Source organism: Peptoniphilaceae bacterium AMB_02 (genome assembly GCA_036321625.1).
Lineage (GTDB): Bacteria > Bacillota > Clostridia > Tissierellales > Peptoniphilaceae > Microaceticoccus > Microaceticoccus formicicus.
On the sequence record CP143259.1, the window covers coordinates 2,017,932 to 2,033,103 of the forward strand.

General features: G+C 36.0%; 12 protein-coding genes and 1 pseudogene. 6 read left to right on the plus strand and 7 right to left on the minus strand.

The genetic code is table 11. The features are described from left to right. The first annotated feature begins 78 nt into the window (after positions 1-78). From hcp to VZL98_09660, 3 genes and pseudogenes are all read left to right on the plus strand, one after another. Positions 79-1,906 (plus strand): annotated as a pseudogene (gene hcp, locus VZL98_09650) (hydroxylamine reductase). A 10-nt stretch (positions 1,907-1,916) separates the two neighbouring features. Further along, complete coding sequence (locus VZL98_09655) at positions 1,917-2,468, plus strand: hemerythrin domain-containing protein (protein WVH62955.1); 552 nt, start codon at positions 1,917-1,919, stop codon at positions 2,466-2,468. Positions 2,469-2,647: 179 nt separating this feature from the next. Continuing rightward, positions 2,648-3,988, plus strand: coding sequence for an MATE family efflux transporter (locus tag VZL98_09660; protein WVH62956.1), 1,341 nt, complete (start codon positions 2,648-2,650; stop codon positions 3,986-3,988). 94 nt (positions 3,989-4,082) lie between these two features. Here the strand turns inward: VZL98_09660 and VZL98_09665 are convergent, their stop codons facing one another. From VZL98_09665 to VZL98_09685, 5 genes are all read right to left on the minus strand, one after another. Further along, the gene (locus VZL98_09665; GenBank protein ID WVH62957.1) at positions 4,083-5,111 is read right to left on the minus strand and encodes a hypothetical protein; all 1,029 of its coding nucleotides are present in this window, start codon (positions 5,109-5,111) and stop codon (positions 4,083-4,085) included. A 333-nt stretch (positions 5,112-5,444) separates the two neighbouring features. Then, positions 5,445-7,040 (minus strand): cell wall-binding repeat-containing protein, encoded by a 1,596-nt coding sequence (locus tag VZL98_09670; protein ID WVH62958.1) that lies wholly within the window; start codon positions 7,038-7,040, stop codon positions 5,445-5,447. Between the two features lie 73 nt (positions 7,041-7,113). Further along, positions 7,114-8,166: a M20/M25/M40 family metallo-hydrolase gene (locus VZL98_09675; protein ID WVH62959.1), complete on the minus strand. Its 1,053-nt coding sequence runs from the start codon at positions 8,164-8,166 to the stop codon at positions 7,114-7,116. Next, positions 8,166-8,777 (minus strand): NAD(+) synthase, encoded by a 612-nt coding sequence (gene nadE / locus VZL98_09680; GenBank protein WVH64559.1) that lies wholly within the window; start codon positions 8,775-8,777, stop codon positions 8,166-8,168. The genes VZL98_09675 and nadE overlap by 1 nt, the downstream gene beginning before the upstream one ends. Next, on the minus strand, positions 8,725-8,973 hold the full coding sequence (locus VZL98_09685; GenBank protein ID WVH62960.1) for a hypothetical protein: 249 nt from the start codon (positions 8,971-8,973) through the stop codon (positions 8,725-8,727). The genes nadE and VZL98_09685 overlap by 53 nt, the downstream gene beginning before the upstream one ends. 195 nt (positions 8,974-9,168) lie before the next feature. Between VZL98_09685 and VZL98_09690 the strand changes: the two genes are divergently transcribed. Together VZL98_09690 and VZL98_09695 are read left to right on the plus strand one after the other, a co-directional pair. Then, positions 9,169-10,161, plus strand: coding sequence for a hypothetical protein (locus VZL98_09690; GenBank protein ID WVH62961.1), 993 nt, complete (start codon positions 9,169-9,171; stop codon positions 10,159-10,161). Between the two features lie 115 nt (positions 10,162-10,276). Further along, positions 10,277-11,755: a hypothetical protein gene (locus tag VZL98_09695; GenBank protein WVH62962.1), complete on the plus strand. Its 1,479-nt coding sequence runs from the start codon at positions 10,277-10,279 to the stop codon at positions 11,753-11,755. 102 nt (positions 11,756-11,857) lie between these two features. Here the strand turns inward: VZL98_09695 and larC are convergent, their stop codons facing one another. Together larC and larB are read right to left on the minus strand one after the other, a co-directional pair. Further along, entirely contained in the window at positions 11,858-13,228 is a 1,371-nt protein-coding gene (gene larC / locus VZL98_09700) for a nickel pincer cofactor biosynthesis protein LarC (GenBank protein ID WVH62963.1), read from the minus strand. Positions 13,229-13,348: 120 nt separating this feature from the next. Continuing rightward, complete coding sequence (gene larB / locus VZL98_09705; protein ID WVH62964.1) at positions 13,349-14,101, minus strand: nickel pincer cofactor biosynthesis protein LarB; 753 nt, start codon at positions 14,099-14,101, stop codon at positions 13,349-13,351. A 154-nt stretch (positions 14,102-14,255) separates the two neighbouring features. Here larB and VZL98_09710 point away from each other — a divergent pair, with 154 nt between their 5' ends. Beyond that, positions 14,256-15,161: a TraX family protein gene (locus VZL98_09710; GenBank protein WVH62965.1), complete on the plus strand. Its 906-nt coding sequence runs from the start codon at positions 14,256-14,258 to the stop codon at positions 15,159-15,161. The last annotated feature ends 11 nt before the right edge of the window (positions 15,162-15,172 follow it).

Consider the following 15,172-nt stretch of genomic DNA (forward strand, 5'->3'; position numbering starts at 1 on the left):
ACATTGGTTACCGATTTATTTTCTTATACAGTTTATAATATAGACAAATAAATAATTTGGGGGTATGTTATGGAGCAAATGTTTTGTTATCAGTGCCAAGAAACAGTACAAAATAAAGGATGTACTGTAAAAGGAGTATGTGGTAAAACTCCTCAAGTCGCGAAAATCCAAGATCTATTGGTATATGTTACCAAAGGATTAGCAAATGTTCTTGTTCAAATGAGAAATGAAGGACTTGAAGTATCTAAAGAATTAAATCATACTGTAACTTTTAACCTATTTACTACTATTACGAATGCCAACTTTGATGATGATGCATTGATGGAAAGAGTGCATTATACTATAGATTTAAAAGATAAGCTCATGGCTGAATTAAAAGATGTCTCTTCGCTCAGCGAAGCTGCTAAGTATAGCGAAAAGGATACCGAAAAACTTTTAGAAAAAGCTGAAGTTGTGGGTGTTCTTTCTACTGAAAATGAAGATGTCAGAAGTTTAAGAGAGCTTACGGTATACGGAGTAAAAGGTCTATCAGCTTACACAAAACACGCAAATGTATTACTAAAGGACGATGACGAGGTCGATCTATTTATCCAAGAAGCATTGGTGAAAACAATGGACGACAGCCTAACTGTAGATGAACTTGTACAGCTTGTTTTAGATACAGGTGCTGCAGGCGTTAAAGGTATGGCTCTATTAGATGAAGCCAATACTTCTACTTATGGTCATCCTGAAATCACCGAAGTTAATATCGGCGTAAGAAATAACCCTGGTATCTTAATCTCCGGTCACGATTTAAGGGATATGGAAATGCTACTGGCTCAAACGGAAGGAACAGGTGTAGATGTTTATACTCACTCAGAAATGCTTCCTGCAAATTACTATCCTGCTTTTAAAAAGTACGAACACTTTGTAGGTAACTATGGTAATGCGTGGTGGAAACAAAGAGATGAGTTTGAATCATTTAATGGACCGATTCTAATGACTACGAACTGTATCGTTCCTCCAAAGGATTCCTATGTAGATAAATTGTATACAACAGGTGCTGCAGGATATCCCGGTTGTAAACATATACCTGGTGAGATTGGACAGCCAAAAGATTTTTCAGAAATCATCGAACACGCTAAAAGATGTGATGCTCCGACTGAAATTGAAACTGGGAAGCATTATCGGTGGTTTTGCTCATGAGCAGGTATTCAAGCTTGCCGATGCTGTCGTAGAAGCAGTAAAATCAGGTGCGATAAAGAAATTTGTAGTCATGGGTGGATGCGACGGTAGACAAAAAGATAGAGATTACTACGAGGATTTTGCAAAAGCACTTCCAAAGGATTCTGTTATCTTAACTGCCGGATGTGCAAAATACAGATACAATAAACTAAATCTTGGCGATATCTCAGGTATTCCTAGAGTACTTGATGCCGGACAATGTAATGATTCTTATTCTTTGGCCGTTATCGCTCTTAAACTAAAAGAAATATTTGAACTTGAAGATATCAACGATCTACCTATAATTTATAATATTGCATGGTATGAGCAAAAAGCTGTAATAGTTCTACTTGCATTACTATCTCTAGGTGTTAAGAATATCCATTTAGGACCTACACTACCGGCTTTTATTTCTCCTAACGTCGCTAAAGTACTTGTTGAGAATTTCGGAATTTCCAATATATCAACTGTTGAAGAAGATATTAACGAGTTCTTCCCTGAGTTACAAGAAGCAAACGGCAAAATTATTGGTTCAACTTTAATCGGAGATATCTTGAGACTTAGACCGGATAAAGTAGATGTATTGCTTTCAATGGGAATGCACTGTTTAGGATGTCCTTCCTCCCAAATGGAGACTATCGCAGAAGCTTGTATGGTGCACAATGTTGACCTGGATACAATCTTGGAAAAACTGAATTCTTAAGGATATATAGATGAAATCAATTGAGATTTTAAATGAAGAGCATCAAAATATCCTCAAACTTATTAAAATAATGAGACAAATGTGTATTGATGTATTAAATGGCGGACATTTCAATACGGGGGATTTAATCCTTGCATCTGAATTTATAAGTGGCTATGGCGATGCTATTCACCACTCCAAAGAAGAAGAGATACTATTCAAATCCATGCTCGATAATTTAGGACCTCTTGCAGAAAAATTGATTAGTACGGGTATGATGATTGAGCACGATTTGGGTAGATACTATAATATGTCTTTAAAGAAGGCCATTGCAGATTATGATAGCAATCCAAGTTCTGAAAATGCACTGGATATTATCACCTATATTATGGCGTATTCTGACTTGTTAAAAAGGCATATAGAGAAAGAAGATACCGCTGTTTATCCATTTGCTCAAAGAAGTTTAAGTGAGGATGCAAAAACGGATATAGAAGAACAATCGGCTAAGCTTGACGATAGCCAGGTTGAAGATAAAGAAAAATTTTTGAAAATCTTAGACAAATTAAGTGCTAGAATAAAGTAAACTTCGGTTTTTCCGAAGTTTACTTTTTGACTTTTAAAAATGTTTGAATAATGAGCTTTTGTGGTATAATATAATATTGAGTGGTTATTTTATTTGCAATAAAATTACGACTCGTTTGGGTATGTAAGGGGTGATGTACTATTAACAGAAATAATCAATCTTTGATTTTGGAAGGCAACATGACTAAAGCAATCATGAACCTAGCTTTCCCGTTGATGATAAATAATCTTATTCAAACATTATACAATATGGTTGACGGTATATGGCTCGGACGTCTAGGTGCAACAGAATTTGCAGCTACGACTTTTGTGTCGCCGGTAATATTTTTATTTATTACAGTCGGTTCCGGACTCTCTGCAGCAGGAACGACTATCATGTCTCAAATGCTTGGCTCAGGCAAGAAGAAAGAAGCCAGTGGTTATGTTTTTCAGTTATTTGTAATCGGTCTGGTTTTATCTTGTGCAGTATCCGTTTTGGGTTTTGCCCTATCACCTTTTGTTGTACGAGGAATGGGTGCAACAGGTGAACTAGCAAGTTTTAGTACTACTTATCTGTCTATTACTTTTCTGGGGTATCCTCCGGTGCTGATAGCTTTTGCTATGGCAGCAGTAATGCAGTCTCAAGGAAATACCAAAGCAATAACTATTGCAAGCGGTCTTTCATCCATTGTAAACATTATTCTAGATCCAATTTTCATTTTTGAAAAGATACCTTTAATCGGTACACCAGGTTTAAACTTAGGAGTCGCCGGAGCTGCATTGGCGACCATTATCTCACAATATGTAATGATGCTAATCGGAATATGGATTGTAACTCATTATAATGGTGATATAGAAGTTAAAATTAAAGGTCAAAAAATCGATAAAGAAAAGATTAAACATTTGATCAAAATTGGTATTCCGAGTATAATCGGTCAATCAAGCGCTTCGATAGGCTTCATAGTGCTCAATGTATTTATCACAGCATATGGAACTGCAGTTCTGGCAGCTTATGGAGTAGTGAACCGAATCACTTCACTATTGATGATGCCTACCATGGGTATAGGAGCAGCTATACCTGCAATAATAGGCCAAAATATGGGAGCAAAAAACTATGATAGGGTAAGGGAGTGTTTTAATAAATCTCATATTATAAGTTTTGTAGTCTCAACTGCCGGTGCATTTTTAATGTATTTCATGGCAAAACCTATGATAATGATATTTATTAGAGCGGATGAAATTGCAGCCTTGATGCCCGATGCAATGGAATACATTATCTACTCCCTATTCATAATGCCGATGATGGGTGGATTCAGCGTATTCCACGGTTTCTTCCAAGGTACTGGACATACCGAATACGGCATGAAGATGTCCATGTATAGACTATGGCTAATAAGATTACCTATGATTTTCGTCCTCCAAAGAGTGACAAACCTAGGGGCTTCAGGTATCTGGATTTCCATGCTCCTAAGTAATCTATTCGTAAATATATATGCTTATTATCACTATAAAAAGGATAATTGGATGGTGCAAGTTGTTTAATGCCAATAAAAAGGTAGCGAATCTGAATTATTATTTTATTCCGATTCACTACCTTTTTTAGGAGTCTAAACTAATGTTTTTATAAACAATAATTCTATTTAAGTATTTCAAAGCCGGTCAGTTTTTTGGAGATGTTTTCGTAGTCATCGTCAAATTCTCTCTGAAGTCCAAAGAAAAGACCGTTTTTGTCTTCGGAGTTGTCGCTTATTCCGTATATTCTAAAACCTTTAATCATCATAGAATTGTATATGGGATCTCCTTCATGAGTGAGGGCTATCCATGTTCCAATTGATGTAATATTTTCTCTTTTTTGGGTATCTTTTAGCTGTGAAATGAACAGGTTTTTTTCGATATCATCTGGAGTTTTTCCGTTTAAATCAACGAGAAAAGATCCGTCATGTCCTAGGTATTCTGTGTATTCGCCGCTTTTATATTTCTCTTTTACTTTGGCTAACTGTTCTTCCATTCTTTTATAATCTTCACCAAAGAATGTCTTCCATCCGTCAGGGTCTGTATATACTCCAAATCCATATTCAACTTCACTGCCTTCACCCCAGCTTGCATGGATTTTTATTACTCTAAACTCTTTTCCGGGAGCATGCAGTTCAGTTGATGATATGGCCATAAGACTTGGATGATTTCCTAGTTTAAATTGGACCACACCATCTTCACGAATCTCAGCTTCTCTATAAAAAGATGTTCCTCTTATACCTTGTCCGTCTGTACCGGTTGCGGTTATTAGACTATCTTCAATAGATATCTTAGAAGGAGCGGTACTTGGGTCTTTAAATTGCAATACTATATCTGTGTCTTTGACAATACGTATAGATTTCGTTTTATCTTCAAGTACGATTTGCTCCATCGACATTCTATCGTATGTGGCACCAGCCCAAGTATCTTTCGCAGCAACAGCCATCATTCCTGCAGTCTCGTCGTAATACTTTACCATTAGTTCGGGTGGTTCTTCAGGAGGATTATTGTCGTTTAGTTTAATTTCCTGATTCGCTATATCCTCATCAGTTTCTACTATTTTAAATAAAGCTCCTTTATCATTTATAGTATTGGGATCAGGATTCTCTTTTACTGTAGGCTCTTCCGGTTCTATTACATCCTCGTGTTCCACAACGATTTCCGTTTTTTGCGAGCTAACTTCGCAATCAGTTCCGTCACCTCATCCATTAGGAGCAGGCTCATTATTTTTAGCACAGCCAACAAATATCGCCAAAACGCCAATTAAAAATAGTATTCCCAGTTTTCGTTTCACTTTTACTACCTCCTTTATATCTATTTACTACCCCATTTACAATAAAACGTTTAATCTCTGTTTATGTGACAAATCGCAATATTATTTCAAATATTTCCCCTAAACAATATAGTTTTTTCCAAAATATCGGTTAAAAAAGCCCATAGTTGTGCTATAGGCTCTTAAAGTGTCAAACTTCAATTAAATTATTTATTATCTTGCATGGAAATATAGATATCCTACTGTAGGCGTTATTCCCTTGTGTTGGAAAAGTTCCGATAGTGTAACCAATTGGAAGCCTTTTTCTACCAATTTCGGAATAACCATCTCTGAAGCTGTTGCAGTGGGTTCGTGAATATCATGCATCAGTATGATATCACCATCTTGAACATTATTCATGATGATATTATAGATAGAGTTTGGATTTCTACTTTCCCAGTCCCTGGTGTCTACTGACCAGTTTACCAAGGGCAGAAAAACAGCATCTCTTACATTTTGATTTACAGCACCATAGGTCGGTCTGGCAAGCTTCGGATATATTCCGGTTGCATTATATACAGCATCTTGAGTCCTAGATATCTGTGATTGAATGGCTGCATATCCAAGTCTTGTCAAGTCGGGATGTCCATAGCTATGATTGCCTATTTCATGACCTTCCGCTATTTGTCTTTGTAAAATGGCTTCTCTGGATGGGATTCTGTCACCTAAAACAAAAAATGTAGCTTTCGCATTATTTTGCTTTAATACATTTAAAATTCTTTCTGTTGTCCCAAAATTTGGACCATCATCATAAGTCACTGCAATCATTGGTTTACTTGGATCTATAGCACCGGGCTCCGGTTCAGGCTCCGGTTCGGGCTCTGGCTCCGGTTCAGGCTCAGGAATAGGTTCCTTTGCTTCAAGCACATCGTCTGCCAGCGCATTTATACCGCCTATAAGGGTTACACCCGCTTTCTTCTCTTCAATAAAAGATTTTACATTTTCTTTCAGATGAGTAGATTGTGACAGTAAAATATTTAAGTTTCTAACAAATGCGTAGCTTGCAACTGTAAAAGCATCTACAAATTCATAACCGTTAACTAGTACTACATCCTTCGCATCTCTTTGTTCTTTGTTTAGTTTGGCTATTTCTAAAGCTGTGTCCAGCCTATCACTGCCACTTATTCTGGAATTTGCACCTATTGTATTATATACCTCTTCTGATACCGAATTGACTCCGCCCAATACTACCTTTTCTTCGGATAATCCAATTACTTTATCAGATGGTTTATTAATGTCTATAATTAATAGTGGAATTTCGTCTCCTCTATATGCACTTGACGATACGGCATCAGGAATATTTGCAGTTATAGCAACTTTTTTAATCGCTTTAAGTGATTTGATTTCATCCAAAATCAGTTCCGAGGTCTCATATCTATCCTTACCGCCAATTCGTTTTACCACAAGTCCGAGGCTGTTTATCTTATCCTCTATTACCTGTTCAATAGTACTCGTACCACCTAGTACTATGGCTTCAGAAGCTCCAAGTCTTAGGATTTCTGTGCTGCTTACCTCCGGTAATGAATCTTTTTCGGTCAACAGTATTGGTGCTTTCAATATATTGGCTAAAGTTGAAGCTGCCAGTGCATCTACATAATTACGACCATTTGCAATTATTACTACTTTTGATTTATCATATGTTTTTTGAGATATGTTTACAGCTGTCTCGTATCTATTTGATCCTGCTATTCTAGTTATATCAGCACTAGCAATTATCGAACTCATAGTTAAAGTTAGAGCTATTGCCAATGCCATCATCTTTTTTAACATGTGTTCCTCCCATTTACTTTCATTCTTTAATTATACACGAAATCCGTATATTTTTCACGTATCTTACAATTCCTTAAGATTCTTTAGCTTTAAGCTTTAAAATAATACTTACGGCAAGCTTAACAGTATCTTTAAAATCTTGTAGTGATGCATAGGAATAATGGGAATGAATGTACCTACTGGGTATGCCTATTACTAAGCATGGAATCCCTAAGTTTTCAACATGAACAATTCCTGCATTTGTACCGCTACCTTTTCTTACTGCATGCTGTAGTTTAATACCAAGCTCAGCAGCAGATTCTTTAGCAAGTTTGATCAAACTTTCGTCAGAAATATATGAGCCGTCGTAGTGCCTGATTTGAGATCCCCCTCCCATCCTACATTGAATGGCATAATCAGGGACATAGAGGTCATCCGATGGAGATCCTTCGAACATGATGGCGTATTTAGGATTTACTTTCCGAGCGGTAATCTTCGCACCTCTTCCGCCGACTTCTTCTTGCACAGCTATCGCTCCAACTACCCCTTCCGAACTTTCGATTTCTCCAAGTGCTTTCATAGTCTCTACAACAGCAGCACAACCCAATCGATTATCAAAGGCTTTGCCCATCATCACACCGGTACTTGCGTTAAATTCAAATTTAACTGCCGGAACAATTGGATTTCCGACTTCTATTCCAAGATCAGCCAGTTCAGATTTGGTATATCCACCGAGGTCAATTCTCATTTCATCTATGGTTGGGGTTTTACCCCTCTCTTCATCTGTCATAAAATGTACGGGTTTGGTAACTACAATACCTTTATGGTATCCTTCATTTCCTCTTACATATACAGCCTGAGCAGAAACTGCACTGTCCACCCATCCTCCAAGAGGCAAAAAGGAAATTAATCCATTATCTTCAATAAATCTAACGATAAATCCCACTTCATCTGAATGTGCATCAAGCATAACCAGATTTTCAGACTCTTCGTTCAGATTAATATAAGCATTCTTTAAAACATCTGTTTGGTAGCTAAAATCACCAATATACTTTTCAATAACCGAATTGACTTCATCTTCAAAGCCCGGAGCCCCCATAGCATCACTGAGTTCTCCTATTAATGATAATTTTTCTGTTTCGCTCACTATTTCCCTCCGCTATTTTTGTCGAATTTATAAACATGTCCAACTTCCGTTGCCTTTATCTCCAAACCACTGTCATACATAGGTATTGGAATAAACTTAAATCTTGATATTCGATGTAAACTATCTATCTTTTCCTTAGTATCCATATCCTCGATTACACCTTCTCTAAGATATTTATTTAAAACTTCATATGTGAAACCTAAGACATCTTCGTCGGTCTTCCCGGTCAAGCCGTCAGCAGGTGGTTTGACCAAATATTTTTCTTCTATTCCGAGATATCTGCCAACTTGTATTACTTCATCTGATGTCAAGGTCGCCAGAGGCGAAAAAGCTCCTGCTGTATCTCCGTAAACAGTAGCATACCCAACCCAGTCTTCTGAAAGATTGGAGGTGTTTATAACCAAGGCACTATCCAGTGATTGTGCGTAGGCATAGAGCGTCGTCATCCTTATTCTAGGAGGAATATTTAATTTAGTTTGTTTTGATATCTCAAGTCCGGTATTTTTAACTCCTAACTCCACAGACTTTACAGTCTCAGCAATATTTATAATATGGTAGTTAATTCCAAAAGCTTCGCAAATTTCGATAGCTTCCAGAAAGATCTTCTTGATTACCGTTTGGCAGTATCAATCCATGAACATTTTCCGGTCCAATTGCAAGTGCACATAGAGATGCTGTAACCGTGCTATCCTTCCCTCCGGATATTCCAATAACCGCCTTTTTTGCAGATATATTCTTCATATTCGTTTTAATCCAGTAGATTATCCCTGAAGAGATTTCAGTTAACTGCTCATTTGTCAGTTTCATTTTTCCACCTCTACTTTTATATTCTTTATACCTGTAGAACCAAAGTATTAACAAAGATATTATATCATAATAAACAAGCGATAGTCACATTATCTAATTTATTACAAATTTGTAAACTTGACCTTAATTAGTGTTTTTTGGGGTATAATAGATTATAATAGAAATAATGGAAATTTATGATATGGAGGAAATAAGATGACAGAAATAATTGGACTGATAATAATCCTTGCCGGGGTTTTTCTAGTTTTTTCTCAAACAGGACTATTTAACTTATTTAGTGAAGTACTTGCTTTTTGGCCAATAGTCGTAAGTATTATAGGGATGGTTAGACTGGTAAGAGGTCAAGGTCAAAAATTGATTAATATACTGATGATTCCAACAGGCTTTTTTCTAGCATTTGTCGGCTATTTCTCCGGCTTTAGAGAAACCTTGCCATTTGCATGGGGAGTCCTCCTTATGTTATTGGGACTTGCAATGATAATCAATAGGAACTCAAAAAACACTACCAATAGCGCGGAAATAGAAAAAGGTCAAGAAGCCTATACATTTGAATTCGACAATGACCCTGAATCATTGGACTCTAAATGGTCTGAGTTAACGAAGGATGAAGCATGGGATTTTAATGATAATGATACTAATCAAGAAGAAAAGGAATCAGTATTTGAAAAGCCCAAGAAAAAAGTTAAACAAATGATAAATAAGGGCAAGCATTTTAATCCTTCCAATCAAGGATGGGTATCCGGTGAAGTACCTGAAGGAGCTTATGACAGAAATAAAAAATCCATCTTTGTCGATAATATCTCGTACACAAATGTAAACTCTGACAAATTAAGGGGCTTTAAAGTAAACAAGGACGATAAAATTGATAAGAGCTATATATTCAGTACCGAAAAAGGGATTTATAATTCCAATCATTTTATAGGAGGAAGAGTAAGCTCAGTCTTTTCAGATGCGTGGCTTGATCTTTCAAGGGTTGAGCCGCATATGCAGGATGTAAGATTGAACGTAAATGTGTTCTTCTCAACTCTTAATATCAGAGTTCCCAATAACTGGGTTATTTACATGTCCGGTAACACATTCTTTGGCGATAGTAATATTCCAACTGAAACAGCCAAAGATCCGAAGTATAGACTTTTCATAGACAATAATGTAACCTTTGGTTCCTTAAATGTAGAATACAGAAAATAAATGTCTTAACTATAAAAGAAGCTATCACGGCTTCTTTTAATTTTGTACTATTTTCTACATAATCTCTCCACAAATAAAGTTTAAAATGTATTTGAATAAAAAAGGAGTGATTCTATTGAAGAGTAAAAAAACTATATTAATAGCTTCTGTAGCTGCACTGGTCTTGGCATTCACAGCTTGCCAAAATCAACCTAAAACAGATCAAAAAGCTGCAGAGTCTAAAACTGATATTAAACAAGTTCAAACCAAAGATGAGATTAAAGATAACGCAAAAGAAGAAAAAGATATACAAGATAAAAAAGAAAATGAAGTAGTAAAAAGCGATAACCCAAAAGCATCTGAATTCGCCGAGAAGGTTTTTGAGAAAGTAAAAAATCACTGGCCACATATGAACAAAATTTGGCCTACTTATGATTATACCAAGCATAATCTAATACTATTCCATCTGGATGAAAATGGCGAACCGACAGATGCATGGAAGATAAATGTAAAGGGAATAAATAAACTACAAGCATCAGAATACGATAAGATAGACTACCCGCAAGTGGACGGATACTCAAATCTTGATTATCAAGGAAGTAAATCTATTGCCATGAGTTTTGATGAAGAAAGTCTGAAAGATGTAGACAAGAGTGCAAATACACTCCATGTAACCGCAAGTCATGAATTGGTACATTTCTATTATCAAGGAAAATTAGAAGTAGGTGGAACCAGAACCCAACCATACCCTGTCGAGAAAACACCGAGACAGTACAGATATATGGTCATGAAAAATCTCGAAGATGCATATAAGAATCCAAAAAACAAAGAAAAAGCATTGGCCCAGGCAAAATACTGGTACGAGAAATGGAAGACAGAGTTTCCAAATGAATATAATGATATAAGATCCACGGATATAGCTGAAGGTACTGCTAAATATACGGAGTACTTAAGCGAAATAGTAAATGACAAAACAGGCAAAGAAGACGTAAAAAAAGCTGTTCTTAAGCTTATTAATATCGACAGAGAATTCCTTTCAGCAGATTCCGAAAGTTATGAGATGGGAGCATTTTCAGCACTGCTTTTAGATGAACAAAACCCCAATTGGAAGAATAATTTCTATGAAAGCAATACTACTTTAGAAGAATTACTTCTAAAGGATGTCAAAGCTGTAGAAGAAAAAATGAATCCTGAAATAGAGAAAAAAATAAATGAAAATATAGAGTCTTTCAATGTCGACGTAAAGAAAAACCTAGAAAATATAACTAAAGTTTATGAAGACAAAAATATCCCGTATTTAAAAATCGACAAAAGTGAATCCACTGCCAGCTTTAGCTCAGAAGGAGTTTTTAAATACAAGGACCATGAAGTTGCAAGTAAATATTCTGCAGCATTCGGCGTAAAAGATAAAACCATTAAGATAAACAAATTAAGTTCCATAGAAGAGTTTGATGACACGAATGAGTATGTAATAATTCCACTTACTATGGAGCATAGCGTCAAAAATGGTGTGCTCACAGTTAAATCTAATGAGCTCGAAGTGAATGGAGTAGAAGTTAAAACCGAAAAAGACAGTGAAGGCAGAACCATATACAGTGTTAAAGTAGACAAATAAGACTTTTCTAAAAATAAAAAATATCCGGTCATAGCCCGGATATTTTTTATTTCTATTAAATTACAAAAACTGATAATATCTGATTTTAGAATCCATTTAAGATTAATTCTCAAGGCGGCTTTGTTTATCAGCATTTTCTAATATTTTAACAATATCTTCATACTCATGCTTGGATTTTTCCATATCTCCGAAGCCGGAAATTTTTTGGCGTATTTTCCCGAATTCTGTGTCCTTTTCCTCTATTCTTCTCTCCATCTTCATTCTGTTTACTTCACCATATCTAAAACCTATGGTTGTTGAATGAGAGAAAATGATTTTAGAAAATTCATCTAAATTCTCATTATTACAGAGAATTCTAACCGATATTCCCGGTCTGTTCTTTTTCATTTGAACAGGTGTATAACAGATATCTAAAGCACCTTCTTCAAGGACCTTATCCATAAAATAACCGAGTTCTTCTCCAGTCATATCATCGACTTCGAACTCAAGTTTTAGAATAGAGCTAGAGTTTTTTTTTACATCTCCGGCACTGATTCTTAAGATATTGGGGATTTCTAGATTTCTCTTTCCGGCTCCATATCCAATTCTCTCTACAGTCATGCCTTCCGGAATATCCATGTATTCATCTACAATTGCCGCCAATATTGCAGCACCGGTTGGAGTTGTGAGTTCAGCTTTGATGCCCTTGGAAAAAACCGGAATCCCGGCATCTTTAATTATTTCAAGTGTTGCCGGTGCAGGAAGCGGCATCATACCATGGGCACATTTCACAAAACCATTTCCTACATGTACTTTGGAAGAATAGATTTTCTCAGGAGCTATCGCATCAATTAATATGGCAGTCCCTACAATGTCAACTATGCTGTCAATTGCACCAACTTCGTGGAAATGCAATTCTTCGAAACTCTTGTTGTGGATTGTACTCTCCGCAGCAGCAACAAAATTAAACATCTTCTTGGACAGTGCTTTAACACCCTCGTTTAATTCTGAATCATCTATGATTTTTTCAATATCAAAAAGGTTCCTATGAACATGGTCGTGGTGATGATGATCGTGAACATGGTCGTGATGGTGGTGGGTATGCCCATGCTCGTGATCATGTTCATGATGGTGGTGTCCATGCTCATGGTCATGTTCATGATAATGATCATGATTGTGGTCATGTTCATGCTTATGTTCGTGATGCTCATGATGTCCATGATGATTATGGTCATGATGATGTCCATGGTTGTGGTCGTGTTCATGATTATGATGGTGAATATCTTCTACAGATACTCCTCCGCTCGTTACATCAAAATATGATGCTGAAATTCCTAATTTGTCAGTTTTTTCAAGACTGATTTCAAATTCGTCCAGCTTAAGTTTCTTTAATTCGTTTTTTAAATACTCAAAATCTACGATTCCAAGTTCCAATAATGCTGCAATGGTCATATTTCCACTAATTCCCGAAAAACAATCAAAATATAAGATCATACTATCCTCCTTGTTTTGGTTAGTCTTTATATGTTTTTTAAATCAGTTCATAGTTCCGATTTTGTTTTTTTAATCTGAATACGGATATTTTAATTAAAATCCGGTAGTTTCATTAAAAAGCTATTTTTCTCCCTTGTTTATCATTGATGCCAAGTATCCCGCACCAAATCCATTATCTATATTTACTACACTTACCCCGGTAGCACAAGAGTTAAGCATAGTCAAAAGTGCTGCAACTCCCCCAAAACTTGCACCATATCCAACTGAGGTCGGCACTGCTATTACGGGTACTGAAGCAAGTCCGGCTATGGCACTCGGAAGTGCTCCGTCCATTCCGGCTACGGCAATAATTACCTTGGCTTCATGTATCCTGTGATAATTTGACAATAGTCTATGAATACCGGCAACACCTACATCATAAACTCTGTCTACTTTGTTACCAAAAAACTCAGCGGTAAGAGCCGCTTCCTCAGCAACCGGTATGTCCGAAGTTCCGCCTGTTGCCACTACGATATTTCCTATGGCTTTATTTTCAGTCTTTCGTATCATTCCCAGTCTTGCAATCTCATTGTATTCAAGTTCTCCAAACTTCTCATGAAGTTTGACAAAGACTTCTTTCTGAAGTCTGGTGAGTAGGATATCAGTGCTGTCATTAGAGTTCATATGCTCAAGGATGCCTAGTATCTGTTCAAAGGATTTTCCTTCAGAATAGATGACCTCCGGATAGCCAACCCTAAGTGATCTGTGATTGTCAATCTTCGCATACCCAATATCTTCATAAGGTAAAAATTTTAATTCTTTGATTGCCTCATCTACAGACTTCTCTCCATCTCTAACCGATTCCATTAACTTCTTAATCATATTTTCGTTCATATTTTTCTCCATCCATTTTTTATCCGACTAGTTATATTTGTTTAACTCTATCATTACTCTTATTATAGACTATAATAGAGGATTAATATATAATAATTCTATCATTATATTACAATTAGTAAACCATTTTGACACGAAATGAAAGGGAAATCTTATGTCATATTTTGCGGTTAAGATGATTGCCATAATCACAATGTTTATAGATCATATTGGAGTTGTTGTAGGCAGCTCGGGACTTGGCATGATTACATATAATAATACATTTGTACTCAGAACTATTGGAAGAATTGCTCTACCTATTTTTGCTTACAATATTATAAACGGATGGAATCATACCAAATATAAGCCTAATTATATATATAGACTTATTCTTTTTGCATGCATATCCCAAATTCCATTCTCACTCGTTGTAAATCCAATAAACTATGCCATAAAGTTTGATACAATTAGTGCTTTTACAGCTCTTAATTTCGACACAATGCCTATTAATTTTTGGATTATTGCTTTAGTATTCTTGGCATCTCATATAATTATGTATAAAAACTCCGACCCGAAAATGACAATAGCACTACTGATCGCCACATTATTTACACTTATATCAGTTAGAACTGATGCCGGATTATTATACACGAATCCATATAAATTAAATGTATTCTATACCCTTGGTACCGCTGCTTATATTTTTGGTGAACTTGAAGCTTTTAGAAATTCATCAAAAGATAGTATTCCACTTATTAGGATTTTAAGAGTGTTGTCGATATTCACGATAGCTTTTCTATTTTGTTCATTTTCAGATTATTCATTTATGGGCTTATTTTTAATCCTAGCTATTTATGCTGCAAGGAACAATAAATTGTTACAGCTTACAATTATTGCATTTTGGTGTATCTTAATTTATAAAACTTCTATGTATTTTCTCACAAGTGCTCTTTTATCGGTTTTGGTAATCTATCTTTACAATGGTAAAAAGGGTTATAGCAATAAGTATTTGCAAATCTTAACCTATATATTCTACCCGCTTCACCTTAGTATTTTGGGTTTAATAGTCTTGTTTAAGTAAACAAAAGGAGA

Bases quoted from the DNA above. Each gene is read 5' to 3' on its own strand.
- VZL98_09710 (WVH62965.1), top strand. From the start codon at position 14,256: ATGTCATATTTTGCGGTTAAGATGATTGCCATAATCACAATGTTTATA.
- larC (WVH62963.1), bottom strand. From the start codon at position 13,228: ATGATCTTATATTTTGATTGTTTTTCGGGAATTAGTGGAAATATGACC.
- VZL98_09660 (WVH62956.1), top strand. From the start codon at position 2,648: ATGACTAAAGCAATCATGAACCTAGCTTTCCCGTTGATGATAAATAAT.
- VZL98_09655 (WVH62955.1), top strand. From the start codon at position 1,917: ATGAAATCAATTGAGATTTTAAATGAAGAGCATCAAAATATCCTCAAA.
- VZL98_09670 (WVH62958.1), bottom strand. From the start codon at position 7,040: ATGTTAAAAAAGATGATGGCATTGGCAATAGCTCTAACTTTAACTATG.
- larB (WVH62964.1), bottom strand. From the start codon at position 14,101: ATGAACGAAAATATGATTAAGAAGTTAATGGAATCGGTTAGAGATGGA.
- VZL98_09690 (WVH62961.1), top strand. From the start codon at position 9,169: ATGACAGAAATAATTGGACTGATAATAATCCTTGCCGGGGTTTTTCTA.
- VZL98_09685 (WVH62960.1), bottom strand. From the start codon at position 8,973: ATGAAACTGACAAATGAGCAGTTAACTGAAATCTCTTCAGGGATAATC.